20 protein-coding genes and 1 pseudogene are annotated in these 21,619 nt (G+C 62.3%); 10 read left to right on the top strand and 11 right to left on the bottom strand.

Translation table 11 applies throughout. The features are described 5' to 3' along the window. Window positions 1-27 precede the first annotated feature (27 nt). The 4 genes from NKH33_RS27410 (at window position 28) to NKH33_RS27395 (ending at window position 4,361) form a co-directional block, all read left to right on the top strand. Complete coding sequence (locus NKH33_RS27410; RefSeq protein ID WP_352770278.1) at window positions 28-1,305, top strand: ABC transporter substrate-binding protein; 1,278 nt, start codon at window positions 28-30, stop codon at window positions 1,303-1,305. A 212-nt stretch (window positions 1,306-1,517) separates the two neighbouring features. Further along, complete coding sequence (locus tag NKH33_RS27405; protein WP_352613811.1) at window positions 1,518-2,441, top strand: carbohydrate ABC transporter permease; 924 nt, start codon at window positions 1,518-1,520, stop codon at window positions 2,439-2,441. Continuing rightward, window positions 2,441-3,289: a carbohydrate ABC transporter permease gene (locus NKH33_RS27400; RefSeq protein ID WP_352770280.1), complete on the top strand. Its 849-nt coding sequence runs from the start codon at window positions 2,441-2,443 to the stop codon at window positions 3,287-3,289. The genes NKH33_RS27405 and NKH33_RS27400 overlap by 1 nt, the downstream gene beginning before the upstream one ends. A 4-nt stretch (window positions 3,290-3,293) precedes the next feature. Then, entirely contained in the window at window positions 3,294-4,361 is a 1,068-nt protein-coding gene (locus tag NKH33_RS27395; protein WP_352922381.1) for an ABC transporter ATP-binding protein, read from the top strand. Window positions 4,362-4,428: 67 nt separating this feature from the next. Here the strand turns inward: NKH33_RS27395 and rpmG are convergent, their stop codons facing one another. From rpmG to NKH33_RS27350, 9 genes are all read right to left on the bottom strand, one after another. Then, window positions 4,429-4,596, bottom strand: a complete 168-nt coding sequence (gene rpmG, locus NKH33_RS27390) for a 50S ribosomal protein L33 (RefSeq protein ID WP_006201775.1) — start codon at window positions 4,594-4,596, stop codon at window positions 4,429-4,431. A 319-nt stretch (window positions 4,597-4,915) separates the two neighbouring features. Next, the gene (locus NKH33_RS27385; protein ID WP_352471772.1) at window positions 4,916-5,284 is read right to left on the bottom strand and encodes a YybH family protein; all 369 of its coding nucleotides are present in this window, start codon (window positions 5,282-5,284) and stop codon (window positions 4,916-4,918) included. A gap of 51 nt (window positions 5,285-5,335) precedes the next feature. Beyond that, a complete protein-coding gene (locus NKH33_RS27380; RefSeq protein WP_352922378.1) occupies window positions 5,336-5,797 on the bottom strand; it encodes a YqfO family protein in 462 nt (153 codons plus the stop codon). Window positions 5,798-5,907: 110 nt separating this feature from the next. Further along, on the bottom strand, window positions 5,908-7,083 hold the full coding sequence (locus NKH33_RS27375) for an MFS transporter (RefSeq protein ID WP_352502459.1): 1,176 nt from the start codon (window positions 7,081-7,083) through the stop codon (window positions 5,908-5,910). A 16-nt stretch (window positions 7,084-7,099) separates the two neighbouring features. Then, window positions 7,100-7,834, bottom strand: a complete 735-nt coding sequence (locus NKH33_RS27370; RefSeq protein ID WP_352922375.1) for an NUDIX hydrolase — start codon at window positions 7,832-7,834, stop codon at window positions 7,100-7,102. Window positions 7,835-7,906: 72 nt separating this feature from the next. Continuing rightward, complete coding sequence (locus tag NKH33_RS27365) at window positions 7,907-8,359, bottom strand: DUF983 domain-containing protein (protein WP_023679976.1); 453 nt, start codon at window positions 8,357-8,359, stop codon at window positions 7,907-7,909. Continuing rightward, window positions 8,359-10,665, bottom strand: a complete 2,307-nt coding sequence (rnr, locus tag NKH33_RS27360; protein ID WP_502906776.1) for a ribonuclease R — start codon at window positions 10,663-10,665, stop codon at window positions 8,359-8,361. The genes NKH33_RS27365 and rnr overlap by 1 nt, the downstream gene beginning before the upstream one ends. A 6-nt stretch (window positions 10,666-10,671) precedes the next feature. Continuing rightward, the gene (topA, locus tag NKH33_RS27355) at window positions 10,672-13,287 is read right to left on the bottom strand and encodes a type I DNA topoisomerase (RefSeq protein WP_352922372.1); all 2,616 of its coding nucleotides are present in this window, start codon (window positions 13,285-13,287) and stop codon (window positions 10,672-10,674) included. Between the two features lie 447 nt (window positions 13,288-13,734). Further along, complete coding sequence (locus NKH33_RS27350) at window positions 13,735-14,112, bottom strand: COG4315 family predicted lipoprotein (protein ID WP_352448701.1); 378 nt, start codon at window positions 14,110-14,112, stop codon at window positions 13,735-13,737. 187 nt (window positions 14,113-14,299) lie between these two features. Between NKH33_RS27350 and NKH33_RS27345 the strand changes: the two genes are divergently transcribed. Continuing rightward, on the top strand, window positions 14,300-15,046 hold the full coding sequence (locus NKH33_RS27345; protein WP_031212847.1) for a cytochrome c biogenesis CcdA family protein: 747 nt from the start codon (window positions 14,300-14,302) through the stop codon (window positions 15,044-15,046). A 67-nt stretch (window positions 15,047-15,113) separates the two neighbouring features. Here the strand turns inward: NKH33_RS27345 and NKH33_RS27340 are convergent, their stop codons facing one another. Then, window positions 15,114-16,007 carry an SDR family oxidoreductase gene (locus NKH33_RS27340; protein WP_352922369.1) on the bottom strand — a complete coding sequence of 298 codons (894 nt, stop codon included), beginning with the start codon at window positions 16,005-16,007 and terminating at the stop codon, window positions 15,114-15,116. Between the two features lie 128 nt (window positions 16,008-16,135). Between NKH33_RS27340 and NKH33_RS27335 the strand changes: the two genes are divergently transcribed. Both NKH33_RS27335 and glmU read left to right on the top strand, forming a co-directional pair. Then, window positions 16,136-17,083 carry an AraC family transcriptional regulator gene (locus tag NKH33_RS27335; RefSeq protein ID WP_352922366.1) on the top strand — a complete coding sequence of 316 codons (948 nt, stop codon included), beginning with the start codon at window positions 16,136-16,138 and terminating at the stop codon, window positions 17,081-17,083. A 129-nt stretch (window positions 17,084-17,212) separates the two neighbouring features. Beyond that, on the top strand, window positions 17,213-18,574 hold the full coding sequence (gene glmU / locus NKH33_RS27330) for a bifunctional UDP-N-acetylglucosamine diphosphorylase/glucosamine-1-phosphate N-acetyltransferase GlmU (RefSeq protein ID WP_352922363.1): 1,362 nt from the start codon (window positions 17,213-17,215) through the stop codon (window positions 18,572-18,574). A gap of 1 nt (window position 18,575) precedes the next feature. Here glmU and NKH33_RS27325 read toward each other — a convergent pair whose 3' ends face one another. Continuing rightward, window positions 18,576-18,869, bottom strand: a complete 294-nt coding sequence (locus NKH33_RS27325; protein ID WP_352471802.1) for a hypothetical protein — start codon at window positions 18,867-18,869, stop codon at window positions 18,576-18,578. Window positions 18,870-19,156: 287 nt separating this feature from the next. On the opposite strand from NKH33_RS27325, the gene glmS reads away from it, so the two are divergent. From glmS to NKH33_RS27310, 3 genes and pseudogenes are all read left to right on the top strand, one after another. Next, window positions 19,157-20,980, top strand: a complete 1,824-nt coding sequence (gene glmS / locus NKH33_RS27320) for a glutamine--fructose-6-phosphate transaminase (isomerizing) (protein ID WP_352770298.1) — start codon at window positions 19,157-19,159, stop codon at window positions 20,978-20,980. A gap of 32 nt (window positions 20,981-21,012) precedes the next feature. Next, a pseudogene (locus NKH33_RS27315) lies at window positions 21,013-21,281 on the top strand (type II toxin-antitoxin system RelE/ParE family toxin). Between the two features lie 37 nt (window positions 21,282-21,318). Beyond that, on the top strand, window positions 21,319-21,618 hold the full coding sequence (locus NKH33_RS27310; RefSeq protein WP_352540632.1) for a HigA family addiction module antitoxin: 300 nt from the start codon (window positions 21,319-21,321) through the stop codon (window positions 21,616-21,618). Window position 21,619 lies beyond the last annotated feature (1 nt).

Genomic DNA, 21,619 nt, shown 5'->3' with positions numbered 1-21,619 from the left:
GAGCCGTTCAAAATGGGAGTGCTGAACATGAAAAAACTGAGCATCCTTCTTGGTGCCGTCTTGGGTCTGGCGATTTCCGCCGGCAGCGTGCTGGCCGATTCCACGGTCAAGATGGTCGAGGTCATCACCAGCCCGCCGCGTACCGAATTCCTCAAGAAGCAGATCGCCGAATTCGAGGCGGCCAATCCGGGTGTCAAGGTCGAGCTGGTATCGCTGCCCTGGGGCCAGGCGTTCGAGAAGTTCCTCACCATGGTGCAGGCCGGCGACACGCCCGACATCGTCGAGATGCCGGAGCGCTGGATGGGCCTCTATGCGACCAACGGCCAGCTCGAGGATCTCGGGCCATACATGGCCAAATGGGACGATGCCAAAACGCTTGGCGAGCGTGCCAAGCAGTTCGGCTCGACGGTCGATAACAAGCAGTACATGATCCCTTACGGCTATTACCTGAACGCGCTGTTCTGGAACAAGAAGCTGTTCAAGGAGGCCGGTCTGGACGGTCCGCCGGCGACGCTCGATGAATTCGTCGAGGACTCCAAAAAAATCTCGGCGATACCGGGCAAATATGGCTACTGCCTGCGCGGCGGCCCGGGCGCCTTCAACGGCATGCACATGTTCATGAACATCGCCGCCGGCAAGGGCGGCTATTTCAACGAGGACGGCACCTCGACCATCAATGAGGAAGGCTCGGTCAAGGGCCTGCAGATGCTCGCCGACATGTACAAGAACGGCCTGGCGCCGAAAGATGCGGTGAGCTGGGGTTTCAACGAGACCGTCACCGGCTTCTATTCCGGCACTTGCGCCATGCTGAACCAGGATCCTGACGCGCTGCTCGGCATCGCCGACAAGATGAGCGCCGACGATTTCGCCGTGGCGCCGATGCCGGTCGGACCGAGCGGCAAATCCTATCCGACGCTCGGTTATGCCGGCTGGGCGATGTTCGCCAATTCCCAGCACAAGGACGATGCATGGAAGCTGATGGCGACGCTGTTGTCGCCCAAGGACAATCTGGAATGGGCAAAGGAAGTCGGCGTCATTCCAATCCACAACGGCGCCGACCAGGACGCCCACTTCAGGACCGAGCAGTTCAAAGGCTGGTTCGAGGAACTGAACAACGGCGACAAATACGAGATGGTGACACCTCCGACGCATTTGGAAAATCTGGGCAATTTCGTCGACCAGGTGGCGATCAAGAATTTTCAGGAAGTGCTGCTTGGCCAGAAAGCGGCCAAGGACGTGGCTGACGAATGGGCCAAGTTCCTGACCAAGGAACAGCAGGACTGGCTGGCCAAGAACAAGAAATAGCTCTTCTTCCTTCTCCCGTTCACGGGGAGGGGGTGTCACGAAGTGACGGATGAGGGCGGCGCCAACCCGTCGTGGCTCGTGTTGCCTCTCATCTGCCTGCTCGTCCTCCGCAGCAGCTGCGCTGCAGCTGCGGAGGGTGGACCGGCATCTCCCCGTAAACGGGGAAGGCGCTGTCGCCAGCCCGTGCTTACCCAGGAGACGATCCAGTACCAATGACCTATGCCGTGTCCGAAATCCGATCCGCCGGCAGGCCGCGAAAGAAGCGGCTATCCCATGCCGTGATCGAGCCTTGGCTCTATCTCAGCCCGGCGATCGCGCTGCTGGTCGTCGTGCTCCTGGTGCCGCTGGTTATCGGTGTCGGCTACTCGTTCCGCAAATTCTCCGCTTTCAAATCCGAATATGTCGGGCTTGGGCAGTATCAGGCGATGCTGTCGGATCCTGTGCTCGGGCAGGCGCTCGTCAACACGCTATGGTGGACGGCAGCCAGCCTGTTCTTCCAATTTTTCCTTGGACTTGGCCTGGCGCTGCTGCTCGATACGCCGTTCCGGGGCAGAAAGATCGTGCAGGCCGTGGTGTTCCTGCCTTGGGCGGTACCGTCCTTCCTCTCGGGCCTGACCTGGGCCTGGCTGTTCAACCCGATCATCGGGCCGCTGCCGCATTGGCTCTACGCCTTGGGGCTGAAAGCCGAGCCAACCAACGTGCTCTCCGATCCCTCGACAGCCATGTGGGGGCCGATCGTCGCCAATGTCTGGTTCGGCATTCCCTTTTTTGCCATCACCCTTTTGGCGGCGTTGAAGTCGATCCCGTCAGAACTGCATGAGGCGGCGGCGATCGACGGCGCCTCGCCGTGGCAGCGCTTCACCAAGGTGACGCTGCCGTTCCTGGCGCCGACCATCGTCATTACCGTCATGCTGCGCACGATATGGATCGCCACATTCGCCGACCTGATCTTCGTCATGACCGAAGGCGGGCCTGCCGGTTCGACCGCCACAGTGCCGGTCTATATCTATGTCAGCGCGTTCAAGTCGCTGGACAAAGGCTATGCCTCCGCAGTGGCGGTCCTGCTGCTTGTGCTGCTCATCGTCTACGCGGTTGCGCTTATCGGCATCCGCCGTTCGCTGGTGAGGCACGTCTGATGATTGCCGGACGCTCCGCTTCCTCGCGCGTCCTCGGCGGTATCGGCCTTTACGGCGCCATCGCCGCCTATATGGCCTTCGCGTTGTTCCCGATCTTCTGGACGTTGAAGATCTCGGTTACGCCGGAGCGGCTGCTCTATTCCGAAGGCATCACTTTCTGGCCGTCGCAAGCGACGCTGCAGAACTTTGTCACCGTGCTCGAAGCCACCGATTTCCCGCGCTACTTCCTGAACAGCGTTATCGTTTCGGTGTCGACGGCAGCCTTCGTAACGGTCATTGCCACGCTGGCCGGCTACGCCATGTCGCGATTTTCCTTCCGCGGCAAGGCGACCCTGGCCATCCTGCTTTTGCTCACCCAGACTTTTCCGCTGGTGATGGTCATTCCGCCGATCTACCGCATCATGGGACAGATCGGCCTCATCAACAGCCTGATCGGCCTCGTCATCATCTACACCGCATTCAATACGGCCTTTGCGACCTTCCTGATGCAATCTTTCTTCGACGGCATCCCGCGAGACCTGGAAGAGGCAGCCATGATCGACGGCTGCACGCGCTTGCAGGCGATGCGCAAGGTGATCGTGCCGCTGACGCTGCCCGGCATGGGCGCGACGCTCGGCTTCGTCTTTACCGCCGCGTGGAGCGAGTTGCTGTTTGCGCTGATGCTGATTTCCAGCGACGACCAGAAGACTTTCGCGGTCGGCCTGCTCACCTATATCGGCAAATTCGCGGTCGACTGGGGACAGATGATGGCGGCTTCCATCCTGGCGCTGATCCCGGTCTGCGTCTTCTTTGCCTTCCTGCAACGCTACCTCGTCACCGGCCTTACCGCCGGCGCTGTCAAGGGATAGATCGATGGCCTCCGTTACACTTGACAAAGTCCGCAAAGACTATGGAGCGGTGCGCGTTCTGCACGCAGTCGATCTCGAAATCGCCGACGGCGAGTTCGTCGTTCTGGTCGGCCCGTCCGGCTGCGGGAAGTCGACACTGCTGCGTATGATCGCCGGGCTGGAGGAGGTCTCCGACGGCGAAATCCATATTGGTGAGCGCCTGGTCAACGATATGGCGCCAAAGGACCGCGACATTGCCATGGTATTCCAGTCCTACGCGCTCTATCCGCACATGGACGTGTCGAAGAACATGGGCTTCAGCCTGATGCTGAGGAAGGCCGGGAAGCCGGTGATCGATGCAAGGGTGGACGGGGCCGCCAAGCGGCTCGGGCTCGATGCGCTTCTGCAGCGCCTGCCTCGGCAATTGTCCGGCGGCCAGCGTCAGCGCGTCGCCATGGGCCGTGCCATCGTACGCGACCCGAAGGTCTTTCTCTTCGACGAGCCGCTTTCGAACCTCGATGCCAAGCTGCGCGTTCACATGCGTGCCGAGATCAAGGCGCTGCACCAGCAATTGAAGACCACTTCGGTCTATGTCACCCACGACCAGACCGAAGCGATGACAATGGCCGACCGCATCGTCGTCATGCATGACGGCCTCGTCCAGCAGGTCGGTGTGCCGCTCGATCTGTACGACCGGCCGGTCAACATGTTCGTCGCCGGGTTCATCGGCTCGCCCGGCATGAATTTTCTGTCTGCCGTGGTTGAAAAGGGCGCCAAGCCGGATGCAATCCTGGCCGACGGCCAGAAGCTGAGGCTGCCGGACGGCCTGCCGCTCAGGGATGGCGATACGATCACCGTCGGCTTGCGGCCCGAGCATATCCGGCTCGCCGACAATGGCGCGCTGAAGGGCGAGGTGGGTGTCGTGGAGCCGCTCGGCCTGTCCACCCAGTTCTATGCCAGGCTTGCCGGCCAGCAGGTCTGCGTGTTTGCCATGGGCCGGGCCAGCGTGAAGCCAGGTGAGGCCGTGCGCCTGTCGGCCGATCCGGCATCGCTCCATCTGTTCGATCCGGCAAGCGGCGATCGCATCGGCTAACCCTGCATCCCGAAACGAAAATCGCCGCCCGGAGGGCGGCGATTCGGTACTGCGAGAGAAAACCCGATTACTTGATCTTGGTTTCCTTGAATTCGACGTGCTTCTTGGCGACCGGGTCGTATTTGCGGAACGACAGCTTGTCCGTCTTGGTGCGGCTGTTTTTGCTGGTCACGTAGAAGAAACCGGTGTCGGCGGTCGACAGAAGCTTGATCTTGATGTTTGCGGCTTTGGCCATGATATTCGTCCGTTAAATGTTCGTGGAGTTTTGGCCGCTGGAGCACGGGGAAACACCCGGACGCGGGAAACTTGCCGCGACACATAAAGAACGCGCCCGGAAAGTCAACCCTTGTCCAGGTTCTGTGTCGTAAGCAGATGAGTTGTCCGGATTAGGTAGCACATGAGTTGTCCGGGTTTATGCCAGCCGATGGAGGCTGGGGACGAAGCGGACATTGAGTGCTACCAAAACCCGACAATTTGATTGGGTGCCGACAGCCGCGGGAGGCTCCTGTGTGCCTCCGGCCGTCCTCTGGGTGGCGTCTCAGTTTGAATGCTGGCTATGAATATCGAGCGATGGACGGCTGATCGATCACCCAAAGCCAGTTCCCGTCACCTTGCCGGCGAGCGATTTCCGCAGTAACGGTGCCGTCGGCAAGGCGCGTGGAAGTGAGCGCCAAATCCCTGTTGATGATAGCCGGACGCTGATCTCCGAGATCAAACTTTCGTCCCGCTGCCACCAACTTGGCGTAAAATCGGCGGATGGCATCTCTGCCGCAGGCCAACTGTCCGTTGCCGGTATCGAGGATGGCACCGGGTTCGTAAAGAGCAGCCATTCCTTCCGCGTCTCCCGCTTGCTCGCGAGAAACCAATAGCCGCGCCAGGTCCTGGGGATCGCTTGCCGGTTTGCGGTTTGCTTCATCATTCATCGGCAGGCTTCCTGACAGCCAGATTCAAACCGAGATACGACCAGGTCCCGGTCACTCCGCCGCGACGGTTTCCGGTTGTAACGCCTTCTTCCAGTCTCCCGTCGTGTTCCACCAGCGGTTCGGGTTGGTGCGGTCGTCGAGACCCTTGGAGCGGCTGGCAAGCAGTGGCTGAATGCGGATCACCGGTTCCTGATAGCTGTGAACCTGATAAATCGCCTCGACGACGCGTGCGGCGAGCTTCTGGTCATCAGGCAGTTCGAACGACACCTCGACAGTGCCCGACCGCCTGCGCAATTCCGTCTCGGCGCCGGCGGCGGCACCTTCAAGCGGCCGGTAACGTTCGATGCCGTCCGCCGACTGAAAGGCATTGCTGTCATATTTGCCCATTCCGAGCGGTACGATCGCGACCACCGCCTCCATGATGCGGTCGACATCGGCTGCCGGTGCCTGAAAGGTCACCAGCAGCAGCAATTCCATCCGCAGCGATTTCGTTTCAAAGCCACTATCGATCATCCGAGGTCTCCCTGCTTATGCACTTTGGGGGAGCATATACTCGAGCCCTCCTGACATGGTTGTGTCAGTAGTTGGTCAGCAGTGGGAGGGAAGTCGGCAGCTGGGCCGACTCAGAGGATTTTGCGGAGCAGCCTGGTGCCGACCAGCACGATATAGCAGGCGAAGAACAGGCCGAGCGCCCAACCGAAGCCCGACGGCCCGAAAGCGTCCATGCCGATGCCGATCGCCTGCGGGCCAAGCACCATGCCGACGCCGTAGCAGAGAACGAAGGCGGCGTTGGCGGAGGCCAATTCGTGGCCGGAAAGCTGCGAGCCGAGATGCGCCAGGCCGATTGTGTACATGGCAGCGACCACACCGCCCCAGACGAACAGAAGCGCTGCCATCAAATGCCAGTTCTGCGCGAAGTACGGCATGAAGACCGTGCCGGCAAGCCCGACGGTGGCACAGGCCATCAGCAGATAGCGACGGTCGCTTACGCGGTCGCTGATCATGCCGATCGGGATCTGCAACAGCACGTTGCCAAGCCCGATCATGGTGAGCAAAAGGGCGGCGTCCGCCTCTGAGTAGCCGATGCGGCTACCGTAGACCGGGAACAGTGCAAAGCCGCCGGTCTCGACCGCGCCGAACACCAGCACGGCGGCGGTCGCCGTCGGCACCAGCCAGATGTAACGCAGGAAATTGCTGGTTTCGCCGTCCGAGACGATCGTCGGGCTCTCGTTGCGTGCCGCCAGGACCGGTATGGCAGCGAGCGTAACCAAGGCGATGGTAACGCCGAAGGGCAGGAAGCCACTGCTGCCGAGATGGGCGAACAGCCAAGGCCCGGCGGCAAAGCCGAGAGACAGCACGGTGGCATAGATGCCGAGGACCAGTCCGCGCCGGTGTGGCGGCGCCGAGGTGCTGATCCAGAATTCCGACAGGATGAACAGCACCGTCAGCGCGATATGCAGCAGCACGCGCAGCGGAAACCACATCCAGAAAGCTGGCGCGAAATGGAAACCGACAAAGGCCAGCGCCCCGGCGGCGATCATGGCAAGCATCGTCCAGGCGACCCCGAACCGCATGGCAAGCGGGGTGGCGAGCGGCGCGCCGGCGATAGAGGCGAGGCCGGCGACCGCGGTGTTGAGACCGATCATCGACGCGGAATGGCCACGCGTTTCCAGGATCACGCTGAGCAGCGGCATGCCAAGGCCGATGGCAATGCCGACGACGCTGATCGACGAGATCGCCGCGACCATCGGCAGCCAGTGTACGCGTTCCTTGCCCTGCGGCTGGGTATCGACTGTCATGGAATGCCTGGCTGCTCTAGAGAATTTCGCGGACGAAGCGATTGCGGACAAGCCGGTAGAACGGTACGGGACTGCCGGGGCTCAGCAGCGGATCCCAGGCGAGCCGCGTTTCCAGTTCCTCCAGGACCGTGCGCGTGATGTCTGGAATATCGGCTTGCCTGGCCTTGGCCAGCGGCAGCCAAACGACGTCCTCCAACTCGTTGGTCGGACCGCCACCCGGCAGTTCAACGGCGACATCGTCGCGCCATGCGGCGAGAAAGCGCGTATCGAAGCGGCGCACCCGGTTGGGCGGGGTGATGGCGCGTGCGACGAAGCGCAGCGCTTGCAGTGATGGGATGACGCCGTGTTCGACAAAGCCCTGCCAGTCGCGCCTGGCGGTTACGAACACGCCTTTTTGACCGATCAGCAGGCCGGCCTCCTCATAGGTTTCGCGGATTGCCGACAAGGCAATGGCGCGGGCGCGAGCCGGGCTGGTGCGACCGATGCCAGCGGTCAATCTCGCCTCTTCCTCGGGATGAAGTGCGGTGGCTGTCGAGATGCGGCTGTCGGCCGGATCGGTGCGGCCGCCGGGAAACACGAATTTTCCCGGCATGAAGGCATGACCGGCGTGGCGGCGACCCATCAGCACCAGGAATTCGTCGCCTTTGCGGTCGAGCAGGATCAGCGTCGCGGCGTCGCGCGGGCGTATAGGCTTGGCCTCGAGCGCGATCCGCTCAACCTTGTCGACTTCCGCCTTGGTCATAACGTCCATGCGGTCGACCTAGCGGAATCTTCTCCGATGCGAAAGTGGCGTCCAGCCATGCCGATTGCGCCAGCCTCGGTTTCAAGCCTCGGGATGCGACTCGATCAGATCTTCTTCACCGCCAAAGCCGTGCATATAAAACGCCCATTGCAGGCCGATGACAGCGCCCTTGACCGGCTGCAGCAGGACGACGGCCAGAATGATGGTCAATGGCACCCAGATGGCGATGTGCTGCCAGGTAGACAGCGTCGAGGTCGCCTCGACACCCATGAAGGCCCCGAGCACGATGTGGCCGACAATGACGACCACGAGATAGGCCGGCAGGTCGTCGGCGCGATGGTGGTGGAGCTCCTCGCCGCAATGATCGCATTTGTCGACGGTCTTGACGAAGGCGCGAAACAGCTTGCCCTCGCCGCAATGCGGGCAGCGGCCGAGCATGCCGCGCTTCATTGCCGTCCATAGCGGCCGGGCGGTCCGGCCCGAGTGATGTTCGCCACCGAAAATCCGTTCTTCCACCTGCAGTTCTGTTGGCATTACCGTCTCCTGCCGCGCGAGCCTGGACGCGATTGCAACGCCCGGGCGCGGCCTTTGGCCTTGTGGAACGACCGTTTGGAGCCGGGCAGCGGCTTTGGCTCGGTCAGCATCTCGAAACGCATCGCGCCGGCCATCGGCGCCACCTCGATCAGGCGAACCTCGACGCGATCAGCAAGCTGATAGCCCTTGCCGGTGCGTTCTCCGAAAAGCGATCGAGCAGTTTCGTCGTATATATAGTAGTCGCCGCCCAGGGTTGAAACCGGAATGAAGCCATCCGCGCCGTACTGCGGCAATTGGACAAACAGGCCCGATTTGGTGACGCCCGAGATGCGGGCGTCGAAACGGTCGTCGATGCGCTCGGCGAGATAGGCGGCGATCAGCCGGTCGACCGTGTCGCGCTCGGCGGCCATCGCGCGCCGCTCGGTCGCCGAAATCAGGGCCGAGACCTCTTCCAGCCGCTCCGCCTCGTCCTGCGTCAGGCCCCCCGGACCAAGGCCGAGTGCGGCAATCAGCCCACGATGCACGATGAGGTCGGCATAGCGACGGATCGGCGAGGTGAAATGCGCGTAGCGCTTCAGGTTGAGGCCGAAATGGCCGATATTGGCGGGCGAATATTCGGCCTGGCTCTGCGAGCGCAGCACCACTTCGTTGACCAGCCCCTCATTGTCGGCGCCGCGCACGCGAGCGAGGATGCCGTTGAACTGGTTCGGCAGCATTTGCGCGCCGCGCGCCAGCGACAGGCCGAGCGTCTGCAGGAATTCACGCAGCGATTCCTGCTTGGCAAGCGAAGGCGCATCGTGGATGCGGTAGACCAGCGCCTGGCGCTTCGCCTCGAGTGTCTCGGCGGCGGCGACATTGGCCTGGATCATGAACTCTTCGATCAGCTTGTGCGCGTCGAGCCGCTCCGGCACGATGACCTTGTCGACGGTGCCGTCCTGCTTGAGCAGGATTTTGCGCTCGGGCAGATCGAGTTCGAGCGGCTGGCGCGTGTCGCGGCCGCGCTTCAGGATCGCGTAGGCGTCCCATAGCGGCTTCAGCACCGTATCGAGGATCGGGCCAGTCGTGTCGTCCGGTGCGCCGTCGATCGCCGCTTGCGCCTGCTGATAGGCGAGTTTCGCCGCCGACTTCATCATGACGCGATGGAAGGAGTGTCTGAGTTTGTGGCCATCGGCCGAGAAAGTCATACGCACCGCTATCGCCGGACGATCCTGGCCCTCGCGCAGTGAACAGAGGTCGTTCGAGATGCGCTCCGGCAGCATCGGTACGACGCGGTCGGGAAAATAGACCGAATTGCCGCGCTTCAGCGCTTCGCGATCGAGCGCCGTGGCATAGCGCACGTATGCAGCGACATCCGCAATGGCGACGGTGACAACCACGCCGCCGGCGTTCTTCTCGTCGGTGTCGGGCATAGCGAACACCGCGTCGTCATGATCCTTGGCGTCGGCCGGATCGATGGTGAGCAGCGGCAGCTCGCGCCAATCCTCGCGGCCGGCAAGCGTCGCCGGCTTGACCGCCTCCGCCTCGGCGATGACGTCCGTGGGAAAAATATGTGGAATGTCGTGTGCGTGGATGGCGATCATCGAGACCGCCTTTTCGCTGGTCAGCGACCCCAACACCGCCAGAACCTTGGCTCGCGGCAGCCCGTAGCGCGAGGCCCGCGCCGGCTCGACCTCGACCAGGTCGCCGTTCTTGGCGCCGTTCTGGAATTCCTTGTCGACGACCAGCTCCGGCTGCCGCCTTTCCACCGGCTCGATGCGGAACGTGCCGTCCTTCAGCACACGGAAAACGCCGAGAACCGCATCGGTGCGCTTCTCGAATATCTTCATCACCCGGCCGGTATAGGCCGGGCCTGCCGGATCGTCGGTCGGAAAGGTCTTGGCCAGCACGCGGTCGCCGATGCCCGGCGTCGGGCCATTGCCGCCGCGCGACACGCGGATCGCTATGACCGGAGGTTCGCCATTGCCAATCGCTTCGGTCGGGTGCGCCAGCAGCACACCGTCGGCGTCACGGCCGAAGATGTCGAGCACCGCGACGTGGGGCAGCGCGCCGACACGGGCAAGCCGCTTGCGCTCCTTGGTCAGCAGGCCTTCATCCTGCAGGTCGCGCAAGACGTCCTTCAGCCAGATACGGTCTTCGCCGCGCAGCGCAAACGCCTTGGCGATGTCGCGTTTTCCGGCGCGGTCCGGATTTTCGGCGATGTAACGCAGTATCTCGTCGCGTGAAGGCCGGTAATTGTCCCTGACCTTGGCACGGGTATCGGCGGTGCGCAGATCGCCGTGGCTTCTTCCGGAGACTTTGCGCGCCAACCCGTCCTATCCCTTTTTCCTGGCCGCCGGTTTTTTGGCCGCAACCGATTTCTTCGCAGGCGCGGCCGCTTTGCGGAAGGGCTTCCTGGCGCCATTGCCGCCCTTGGCTTCCTTTTCCGCAATGAGCGCCACCGCATCCTCGATCGTCACCGATTGCGGATCCTTGCCCTTCGGCAGCGTCGCATTGACCTTGCCGAAATTCACATAAGGCCCGTATTTGCCGTCGCGCACGACTATCTTGCCGCCGCCGGCAGGATGATCGCCTAGTTCCTTGAGCGCAGCGGCTGTGCCGCCATTGCGGCCGCCTTTGCCCTTCAATTGCTTCTCGGCGATCACCGAGACGGCGCGATTGAGGCCGATCGAGAACACGTCCTCGATGCTGTCGAGATTGGCGTAGGTGCCGTCATGCAGCACGAACGGCCCGTAGCGCCCCAGCCCGGCCGAAATCATCTTGCCGGATTCCGGATGCTTGCCGACGTCGCGCGGCAGCGACAACAAGGCGAGCGCCTTTTCGTGATCGATCGAATCGACCGTCCAGCCCTTGGGCAGGCTGGAGCGCTTGGCATCCTTGCCGTCGCCGCGCTGGACATAGGGGCCGAACCGGCCATTGCGCAGCGTGATCTCCTCGGCGGTATAGGGGTCCTTGCCGAGCACTTTGGTGCCGTCTTCACCACCGCCGTTCTCGCCATTGGGATTGGCGGCGTCGCCGAGCTGGCGGGTGAAGGAGCATTCGGGATAGTTCGAACAGCCGACGAAGGCGCCGAACTTGCCGAGCTTCAGCGACAGGTTGCCGGTGCCGCATTTCGGACAGATGCGCGGGTTCGAACCGTCTTCCCGCGCGGGAAAGACCAGCGGCGCCAGTTCCTCGTTCAATGCATCGAGGACGTCGGTGACGCGCAACTCCTTGATGTCGGCGACGGCGCCGGAAAAATCCTTCCAGAAATCGCGCAGCACGTCCTTCCATGCGAGCTTGCCGTCGGAAATCTCGTCGAGCTTTTCCTCCAGCGAAGCGGTGAAGTCGTACTCGACATATCGCTCGAAGAAGCTTTCGAGGAAGGCCGACAATAGCCGGCCCTTTGCCTGCGGCACCAGCTTGCGCTTGTCGATGGTGACATAGTCACGATCCTCGAGCGTCTTCAGGATCGCCGTATAAGTCGACGGCCGGCCGATGCCCAACTCTTCCAGCTTCTTGATCAGCGAAGCTTCCGAATAACGCGGCGGCGGCTCGGTGGTGTGCTGGGTGGCGTTGATCGCCTCGCGTGTGAGCTGCTCGCCGGCACGAATCTCGGGCAGGCGGCGGCTTTCCTCGTCTTCCGAATCTTCTTCCTTCTGCTCGATGTAAGCGGCAAGGAAGCCGTCGAAGCGAACAACCGAGCCTACAGCGCGAAGCTCGGCGGTGCGCGGGCCGTTGACTGCCTCTATCTCGACCGTGGTGCGCTCTATCTCGGCCGGCTGCATCTGGCTGGCGATGGCGCGTTTCCAGATCATCTCGTAAAGCCGCGCCTGGTCGGCGTCGAGATACTGCTTGACGGAAGCCGGCGTGCGCATGAAATCGGTCGGACGGATCGCTTCGTGCGCCTCCTGGGCATTCTTGGCCTTGGCGGAATAGTAGCGCGGCTTTTCAGGCAGGTATTTAGGGCCGAATTCCTTGGCAATCGCATCGCGTGCGGCAGAGATCGCCTCCGGTGCCATCTGCACGCCGTCGGTCCGCATATAGGTGATCAGGCCGGTGGTCTCACCGCCGATCTCCATGCCCTCATAGAGCCGCTGCGCCACCTGCATGGTGCGGTTGGCCGAAAAGCCGAGACCCGATGAGGCTGCCTGCTGCAGCGTCGAGGTGGTGAAGGGCGGCCCGGGATTGCGCTTGGTCGGCTTCGCATCGACAGACGCCGCCTTGAAGCTGGCGCCTTCGAGCATCGCTTTGATGTCGTCGGCCTGCGCCTTGTTGGAAATGTCGAGCTTTTGCAGCTTCTTGCGCTCGAAGGCGGTCAGCCGCGCCTCGAAATTATCCTTGCGCGGCGTACCGAGAATGGCGGCGACCTGCCAGTATTCCTCGCGGATGAAGCGCTCGATCTCGGATTCGCGGTCGCAGACCAGACGCAGCGCCACCGACTGGACGCGGCCGGCGGAGCGGGCGCCGGGCAGCTTGCGCCACAGCACGGGCGACAGCGTGAAGCCGACCAGATAGTCGAGCGCGCGGCGAGCGAGATAGGCATCGACCAGCGGCGCGTCGATCTGGCGCGGATTGGCCATCGCCTCCAGCACGGACGCCTTGGTGATGGCGTTGAAGACGACGCGGCTGACCGGCTTGTCCTTCAATGCGCGCTTTTGCTTCAGCACTTCCAGGACATGCCAGGAGATCGCTTCGCCCTCGCGGTCCGGATCGGTGGCGAGGATCAGCCCGTCGGCGTCCTTGACCGCCTTGGCGATATCGGCGAGACGCTTTCCAGACGCGGTGTCGACGGCCCAGGACATGGCAAAGTCCTCATCCGGACGCACCGAGCCATCCTTGGCCGGCAGATCGCGGACATGGCCGAACGAGGCCAGAACCTTGTAGTTCTTGCCGAGGTACTTGTTGATTGTCTTCGCCTTGGCCGGCGATTCGACGACGACGACGTCCATACGGTCTCATATCAGTTGTGATGCGGCAGAAGAATTCCGCTGCGCGCGACGAAATCTCGTTCAATGTGTCGCTCACATGGCCGCGCTTTTGCATCCGGTCAAGGCCAAGCAGTCAAAATGCGGCCCTGTACCGAATGCGCAACCCAACGGCGCGCCATGCGATTTCCGCAATCCTGGACAAGGGAAATGAGCAGCCTATCGCTGGACAAACCCGGCAATTGATCCTGGAGAACGGGACAAACTCTCCCGCGGATATAAGAGAAACATGGAGCACGCGCCAGCCCTGCTTGAACAGATGCTGTAAAGCGCGCAATCGCTTGCCCGGCATTTTGCTCGGACAGTCGCAAGGAAGTACCGTGCTGAAAAGCTGGCCGCCGGGGCGGTTGGGTCGAGTTCCCAGCGACCAGCCGTGTTATTGCCTGTTACAGCCGATTAGAAGCTCAAGGCCTAGTCGGCCTTGGCGATATGCCAGACGCCGCCGACACCCTCGCCGGTCACGTCGCCGGCCTTCTTGTCCTTGATGAACGTGTAGAGCGGCTTACCTTCGTAGGCCCACATCCTGGTGCCGTCGGTGCGGTCGACGATCGTCCACTCGCCCTCGGCCTTGGCGTTGGCGTCAGCCTTCAGCGGCGGCCAATTGGCGGCGCATTTGTCGTAGCAGTTCGACTTGCCCGCCTCGTCCTTGTCGTAGGTGTAGAGCGTCATGCCGCTGGCGTCGGTGTAGATCTTGGTGCCGCCGACCTCTGCTTCCTTCCACGCCTCGGCGGCCAAGGACGCCGTGGTGCCGAGCAAAAGCGCGGCCATGCCAATTGCGATCGTTTTCATGGACTTCTCCCTGGATCATTCGAAGAGCGCGCGGAACAACGCAGCTTCGTTTGATCAACGCTGCCTGGCTGCCCTTTCTTCCCGGGCGGGCGTCGACTTGCCACCCAATGTGATGGGGCCACGCGATGGTGATTGGCGGACGGCCGTTGTCGCGGCTATATGGCTGCGCAGTCATCGGGAGACGGAAATGGCATTGGACGTCGGCTATGTCAGTGCGATCGGGGCGGGAGCGATTTCGTTCCTGTCACCCTGCGTGCTGCCGCTGGTGCCGCCTTACCTGTGCTATATGGCCGGCGTGTCGGTCGACGATTTCCGCGGCGAGGCCGGCATTACGGCAAAGGCCGGTGCGCGAGGCGCGCTGGTTAATTCCTCCATCGCCTTCGTGCTCGGCTTCTCGACCGTCTTCGTCGCGCTCGGCGCCGGCGCCTCGACCATCGGCCATCTGCTGCGAGTCTGGCAGGAGCCGCTGGCAATGGCGGCCGGCGTGCTCATCATCCTGATGGGGCTGAATTTCCTCGGCGTACTGCGCATCCCTTTGCTTTCACGCGAGGCGCGCTTCCAGTCACAAGGCAAGCCGGCCAGCCTGATCGCCGCTTACGTCATGGGCCTGGCCTTCGCCTTTGGCTGGACGCCCTGTATCGGCCCGGTGCTGGGGCCGATCCTGACGCTTGCCGGCGGCCGCGAGACGGTGGGCGAGGGCGCGCTGCTGCTTGCCGCCTATTCGCTCGGCCTCGGTATTCCCTTCCTGGTTGCGGCGCTGTTTTCAGGCGCCTTCATGCGCTTTCTCGGGAAATTCCGCGTCCATCTCGGCCGCGTCGAAAAGGCCATCGGCGCGCTGCTGGTCGTGGCCGGCGTGTTTTTCCTGACCGGCGGCGTGCAGGCGGTGTCCTATTGGCTGCTCGAGAATTTTCCGGTGCTGGGGCAGTTGGGATAGGTTTGCCGCCCGGCCGAAGCGCGAGGCCGTAGCTGCGGCGCAAGGGCACCGCAGCTAAGTGATCCGTTCAGCCTTCGAAATAGCCCGGCTGGTCGATATCGGCGATGAGCCCGGGTCCGCTCGGCGCCCACCCCAGCAGCGCGCGAGTCCGCTCGCTCGAGGTTGGGACATCCATCGCCGCGAACATCGCGAACCAGCCAAAATGATCGGCGGCTTCTTCCGCGGACTTGGCGACGACCGGCACGTTCAGGCGCCGGCCGATCACGCCGGCGATGTCCTTGAACGGCACGCCTTCTTCGGCGATCGCGTGATATCGCCCGCCATAGGCTCCATGCTCGAGCGCAAGCCGGTAAACGCGGGCGGCATCGAACCGATGCACGGCAGGCCAGCGATTGAGCCCTTCGCCGATATAGGCCGACACGCCCTTGTTGCGAGCGAGGTCGATGAGAATAGGAACGAAGGCGTGGTCGCCCTGGCCATGGACCGACGGAGGGAGGCGCACAACCGACGCGCGCACGCCGCGTGCCGCCAGCGCGGCGGCTGTTGCTTCGGAGGCGCGGGGATACGAAGCGGAAGAGGGGACAGGCGCATCTTCCTCGGTCGCGATACGGCCCCGCGCCTGGAGCGCGGTTCCGGAGGTGACGAGCAGGGGCCGCTCGGAGCCTTCGAGTGCACCGCCCAAGGCCTCGATGGCGCGCCGGTCCATCTCGCAATTTTGCGCGAATTTCGAGAAGTCGTGGTTGAAGCCGGTATGGATCACTCCATCAGCTGCCGCTGCGCCCCTGCTGAGGCTTTCGAGGTCTTCGAGGTCACCTCGATGCACCTCGGCTCCGGTGGCTGCAAGCGACTTGGCCGACGCCGCCGAGCGGGCGAGGCCGAGCACCTGATGGCCGGCGCCGATGAGTTCTTGAACGACGGCAGAACCGACGAATCCGGTCGCTCCGGTAACGAAAACACGCATCACGACTTCTCCTGTCCGTTTCTGACCACGACCATTTTCGCGGCTCAGTTGTGTCGTGATAGGCGCTTGAGAAAATACGATCTATGCGATAAAGTCCGTATTATCTTCGCAATCGTCCGGAATGACCTGTGGATCCCCTTTCAGATGTGCTCTCGCTGCTGAAGCCGCGAAACTATATGTCGGCCGGTTTCGATGCTGGTGGTGAATGGTCGATCCAGTTCCCCGACCAGCAGCAAAGCATCAAGACCGGAGCGGTGGTCTCCGGCCGGTGCTGGCTATCTGTGGAGGGCGTTGCTGACGCAGTGCGCCTTGAGACGGGAGACTGCTTCCTGTTGCCGAGTGGACGGCCTTTCCGCCTTGCAAGCGACATGAGCTTGACGCCTGTTGAAGCCGTCAAGATTTTTCCGCCTGCGCGAGCCGGCGGTGTCGTGACCCACAATGGCGGTGGTGATTTCTTTCTGGTCAGCAGCCGCTTCGCGCTTGGCGGCAATCATGCCGGCATCCTGTTGCGGATGCTGCCAGCCATTGTGCATATCCGCAAAGAGTCGGACCAGTCGGCGCTGCGCTGGTCGGTGGAGCGGATGATGCAGGAGCTGCGCAAGCCGCAGCCGGGCGGCTTTCTGATGATCCAGCACCTCGCCCACATGATGCTGGTTCAGGCGCTGCGGCTGCATCTTTCGGAAGGATTGAAAGGTGGCATCGGCTGGCTCTTTGCCCTCGCGGATAAACAGATCGGCGCGGCGATCAGCGCGATGCATGACGATCCGGCGCATGGTTGGACGTTACAGGAACTGGCGGAACGGGCCGGCATGTCGCGATCGACCTTTGCGCTCAGATTCAAGGAGACGGTCGGCGCGTCGCCGATGGACTATTTGACGCGCTGGCGAATGCTGCTGGCCGGCGACCGGCTGACGAATTCCAGCGATCCCGTCGCCGTCATAGCGCTTTCGCTCGGCTACGAATCCGAAAGCGCCTTCAGCACAGCCTTCAAGCGGGTCATGAACTGTTCACCACGGCAATATGGCCGTGGCCGGGCTCCGGCCTTCGCGTCACGTGACGAGGCGGAAGCCGCCTGAGCCGATCGGCTTGGGCGTGTCGCGGGTTGGAGATTCCACCGTCTCACCGGAATTTAACCGCATTGGTGCAGCATGGCGCCAGTGCTACTAACGCTTCGATTCCAGACCCCTTTCAACGGTTGCCATCCCATGAGCCAGAGAACCTGCCTGTCCGTTATCCTCGCTGCCGGCGAAGGCACGCGCATGAAAAGTGCGGTGCCGAAAGTGCTGCACACAATCGCCGGCCTGCCGATGGTTGCCCATGTCGTCAAGGCGGCCGAAGCCGCCGGCAGCGGCGAGTTGGCGCTGGTGATCGGCCATGGCGCCGATGAGATGCGCAAGGCCGCACTCAAGTTTGCGCCGAAGGCCGAGGCTTTCGTTCAGGAAAAACGTCTCGGCACCGCGCACGCCGTGCTTGCCGCACGCGCAGCAATATCAAAAGGTTATGACGACATCTTGGTGATGTTTGGCGACACGCCGTTGATCGATCCGGAAGCGCTCGCGACGGCGCGGCTGAAGCTGGCGGAAGGTGCGGCCGTCGTCGTAGTCGGCTTCCGTACGGAAAATCCTTCGGGCTACGGCCGGCTTATCGAAAAGGCCGGCAAGCTCGTGGCCATCCGCGAGGAGAAGGACTGCTCGGACGAGGAGAAGAAAATCACCTTCTGCAATGGCGGGCTGATGGCGGTCGCCGGCAGGCACGCGCTGAAGCTGCTCGATCAAGTCGGCAGCAAGAACGCCAAGGGCGAGTATTATCTCACCGACATCGTCGAGATCGCCGCTGCGCAGGGATTTGATGTGGTCGCCACCGAAGCCAGTTTCGAGAACGCGCTCGGCATCAACAACCGTGCCGAGCTTGCCCAGGCGGAAGGTATCTGGCAGCAGCGCCGCCGGCGCGAGGCGATGCTTTCTGGCGTTACGCTGATCGCGCCCGAAACCGTGTTCTTCTCGCACGATACCGAGATCGGTGCCGACACGATCGTCGAGCCCAATGTCTGGTTCGGACCGGGCGTGAAAGTCGCCACGGGCGCCAAGATCCATGCCTTCAGCCACATCGAAGGCGCCACCATCGCGTCGAATTGCGATGTCGGGCCGTTCGCGCGGCTGCGGCCCGGGGCCGATCTGAGAACCAAGGCCAAGGTCGGCAATTTCTGCGAGGTCAAGCAGGCGATCGTCGAGGAGGGCGCCAAGGTCAACCATCTGACCTATATCGGCGATGCTCGCATCGGCGCCGGTGCCAATATCGGCGCCGGCACCATCACCTGCAATTATGACGGCTATTCGAAATTCTTCACCGATATCGGCGAAGGCGCCTTCATAGGCTCGAACTCCTCGCTGGTGGCGCCGGTGTCGATCGGCAAGGGCGGCTACATCGCCTCGGGCAGCGTCATCACCGAAAGCGTACCCGACGATGCGCTGGCCTTCGGCCGCGCCCGCCAGCGGACTCTACCCGGCAAGGGCAAGGAGTTGCGAGAGCGTTTTTCTCAGGCCGCGGCGGCCCGCAAAAAAGGGTAGACTAGCGGAACTCGGCGACAAGCTGGATTTCGCCAACGATTGCATCGTTGAAGGCCGACAGGTCTTCGGCCGGGATCCAGTATTCCAGATGCGCCCGGCTGCCGGCATGCTGGACGCTGTAACGGTCCAGAAAGCTGCGACGCACCTCGAAACGCGTCACGAAACCTGATCCGCTCGCGGGCACATTCCAGTCTCGGGCGATCTGGGTGGCATAGGCCTCGCTGGTGACCGGATAGAAGATCGGCTGATCGGCAAGTCGAGGAGGAAAGGCGCGCATCCCTGCCCTCTGGATCAACTCCAGTTCGCGGGGCCTAACCGGACGCCAAAGCGTCACCGTGTCAATTCGTTCGTTCGTAGCCGCATCATGTCTTTGACTGATTTCTGGAGCCGTTGAGCCGAGATAGGATACATAAGCGGAGAAACTGAGCAATTGCAGTAACCGGATTGCAAGTGCGCCCTGTCATGGTGCATCTGTGCAGGATAGTCCGGCTGATACCGGACGAAATGGAATGTGATTTTTCGCGACAGCCCGGCAGTCTCTAAATAGCGCCGGGTTTGAGGTCGGAATCGGGGGCAAGCGCCATGTGCGGTATCGTTGGAATTGTCGGTGACTCGCCGGTCGCGCCGCTTATCGTCGATGCGCTGAAAAGGCTCGAATATCGCGGCTATGACTCGGCCGGCGTCGCCACGATCGAGCACGGCAGGCTTGACCGCCGCCGCGCCGAGGGCAAGCTGGTCAATCTCGAGCGCCTGCTGAAGGACGAACCGCTCGACGGCATGATCGGCATCGGCCACACGCGCTGGGCCACGCATGGCGTTCCGAACGAGAGTAATGCGCATCCGCATTTTTCCGACGGCGTCGCCATCGTCCATAACGGCATCATCGAGAATTTCGCCGAATTGCGCGACGAGCTGATGCGCGACGGCTACAGCTTCACCTCGCAGACCGATACCGAAGTCGTCGCACATCTGGTGGCGCGCGAACTGGCCAGGGGGCTGAAGCCGGTTGAGGCGGCGCACAAGGCGCTGAAGCGGCTGGAAGGCGCCTTTGCGCTCGCCATCATGTTCAAGGGCGACGAGGATCTGATCGTCGGCGCGCGCAATGGCCCGCCGCTCGCGGTCGGTCATGGCGACGGCCAGATGTTCCTTGGCTCCGACGCCATTGCGCTTGCCCCTTTCACCAATTCGATCACCTATCTGGAAGACGGCGACTGGGCGGTGGTGCGCCGCAACGAGGTCGATATCTTCGACATGGGCGGCAACAAGGTCGACCGCAAACGCCAACAGTCGCTCAGCACGAGCTTCATGGTCGACAAAGGCAACCGCCGCCATTTCATGGAAAAGGAAATCCATGAGCAGCCGGAAGTGATCTCGCACACGCTGGCGCATTATGTTGATTTCATCAGCGGCGTCTCGAAGCCGCTCGACCTGCCGTTCGATTTCGCCAAGATCGACCGGCTGGCGATCTCGGCCTGCGGCACCGCCTATCTCGCCGGGCTGATCAGCAAATACTGGTTCGAGCGCTATGCGCGGCTGCCGGTCGACATCGATGTCGCTTCGGAGTTCCGCTATCGCGAGATGCCGCTGTCGAAGAACGATGCCGCTTTCTTCATCTCGCAATCGGGTGAGACCGCCGACACGCTGGCGTCGCTGCGCTACTGCCGCAAGGCCGGCATGAAGATCGGCGCGGTCGTCAATGTGCGCGAATCGACCATGGCGCGCGAATCCGACGTCATCCTGCCGACGTTGGCCGGCCCGGAGATCGGCGTCGCTTCGACCAAGGCGTTCACCTGCCAGCTTTCCGTGCTGGCCTCGCTGGCGGTGCGGGCGGGCGTGGCGCGCGGAACGATTTCGCAGGAGCAGGAGAAAACGCTGATACGCGAGCTGTCGGAAGCGCCGCGTTATGCGAACCAGGTGCTAAAGCTCGACGGGCAGATCGAAAAGGTCGCGCGCGACCTCTCGCACTACAAGAATGTGCTTTATCTCGGCCGCGACACCAATTTTCCGCTGGCCCTGGAAGGCGCGCTGAAGCTCAAGGAAATTTCCTATATCCACGCCGAAGGCTATGCCGCCGGCGAGTTGAAACACGGCCCGATCGCGCTGATCGACGAGAACATGCCCGTCATCGTCATCGCCCCGCATGACCGTATCTTCGAAAAGACCGTCTCGAACATGCAGGAGGTGGCGGCGCGCGGCGGCAAGATCATCCTGATCACCGACAGCAAGGGCGCCGCGCACGCCACGGTGAAGACGATGGAGACGATCGTTTTGCCGGACGTGCCGGAAATCATCTCGCCGATCATCTACGCACTGCCGATCCAGATGCTCGCCTATTTCACCGCCGTGTTCATGGGAACGGATGTCGACCAGCCGCGCAATCTGGCGAAATCGGTAACGGTGGAATGATCGGTTCCAAACGGCTACCGATAGGGTCCAAGTTGATCGTTTCGTTCAAAGGCAAAGCGGTGGAAGCGGTTGCCGAGGGGAAGGCACCGAAAGGTTTTCCACCGGATCTGGTTGCCCGTGGCGAACGTCGTCTTCGAGCGATCGAAAACGCCGGACAATTGAACGATCGCCACCCGGAAATCGCCTTGAAGCCCTGAAGGGAGCAGAGCTGGGCAGCATTCAATTCGTATCAACGACCAATGCCTGCTTCAAATGGACCAACGCTGGCGCCGAAGAGGTGGAGATCGTCGACTACCATTGAGCGGGCACTTGCCCTAAACCCTTGAGGTCTCTGAACCATGCTCAAGTTCGTACGTCCAATTCACCCCGGAGAGTTCCTGCGCGAGGAATATCTCGTCCCGCTCGGTATGAGTGCCGGTGCGCTGGCGAAGAAGCTCAATCTTCCTCGTACCCGTATCGAACGCATTGCCAAGGAAGAGATCGGCCTGACTCCTGATACCGCACTTCGCCTCGCCAGGCTCTTCAACACCACGCCGGAATTCTGGATGAATTTTCAGCAGGCTTATGAACTTGAAACCGAGGCGAAGAAACTCGCACCGGAGCTCGAGAAGATCGAACCGCTGGAAGCCGCGGCATAGT

Source organism: Mesorhizobium sp. M1182 (assembly GCF_040318335.1).
Lineage (GTDB): Bacteria > Pseudomonadota > Alphaproteobacteria > Rhizobiales > Rhizobiaceae > Mesorhizobium.
The sequence above is the reverse complement of the archived record's forward strand: the minus strand, read 5'-3'. Positions and strand labels throughout refer to the sequence as shown.

Bases quoted from the DNA above. Each gene is read 5' to 3' on its own strand.
- NKH33_RS27410 (WP_352770278.1), top strand. From the start codon at position 28: ATGAAAAAACTGAGCATCCTTCTTGGTGCCGTCTTGGGTCTGGCGATT.
- NKH33_RS27405 (WP_352613811.1), top strand. From the start codon at position 1,518: ATGACCTATGCCGTGTCCGAAATCCGATCCGCCGGCAGGCCGCGAAAG.
- NKH33_RS27400 (WP_352770280.1), top strand. From the start codon at position 2,441: ATGATTGCCGGACGCTCCGCTTCCTCGCGCGTCCTCGGCGGTATCGGC.
- NKH33_RS27395 (WP_352922381.1), top strand. From the start codon at position 3,294: ATGGCCTCCGTTACACTTGACAAAGTCCGCAAAGACTATGGAGCGGTG.
- rpmG (WP_006201775.1), bottom strand. From the start codon at position 4,596: ATGGCCAAAGCCGCAAACATCAAGATCAAGCTTCTGTCGACCGCCGAC.
- NKH33_RS27385 (WP_352471772.1), bottom strand. From the start codon at position 5,284: ATGAATGATGAAGCAAACCGCAAACCGGCAAGCGATCCCCAGGACCTG.
- NKH33_RS27380 (WP_352922378.1), bottom strand. From the start codon at position 5,797: ATGATCGATAGTGGCTTTGAAACGAAATCGCTGCGGATGGAATTGCTG.
- NKH33_RS27375 (WP_352502459.1), bottom strand. From the start codon at position 7,083: ATGACAGTCGATACCCAGCCGCAGGGCAAGGAACGCGTACACTGGCTG.
- NKH33_RS27370 (WP_352922375.1), bottom strand. From the start codon at position 7,834: ATGGACGTTATGACCAAGGCGGAAGTCGACAAGGTTGAGCGGATCGCG.
- NKH33_RS27365 (WP_023679976.1), bottom strand. From the start codon at position 8,359: ATGCCAACAGAACTGCAGGTGGAAGAACGGATTTTCGGTGGCGAACAT.
- topA (WP_352922372.1), bottom strand. From the start codon at position 13,287: ATGGACGTCGTCGTCGTCGAATCGCCGGCCAAGGCGAAGACAATCAAC.
- NKH33_RS27350 (WP_352448701.1), bottom strand. From the start codon at position 14,112: ATGAAAACGATCGCAATTGGCATGGCCGCGCTTTTGCTCGGCACCACG.
- NKH33_RS27345 (WP_031212847.1), top strand. From the start codon at position 14,300: ATGGCATTGGACGTCGGCTATGTCAGTGCGATCGGGGCGGGAGCGATT.
- NKH33_RS27340 (WP_352922369.1), bottom strand. From the start codon at position 16,007: ATGCGTGTTTTCGTTACCGGAGCGACCGGATTCGTCGGTTCTGCCGTC.
- glmU (WP_352922363.1), top strand. From the start codon at position 17,213: ATGAGCCAGAGAACCTGCCTGTCCGTTATCCTCGCTGCCGGCGAAGGC.
- glmS (WP_352770298.1), top strand. From the start codon at position 19,157: ATGTGCGGTATCGTTGGAATTGTCGGTGACTCGCCGGTCGCGCCGCTT.
- NKH33_RS27310 (WP_352540632.1), top strand. From the start codon at position 21,319: ATGCTCAAGTTCGTACGTCCAATTCACCCCGGAGAGTTCCTGCGCGAG.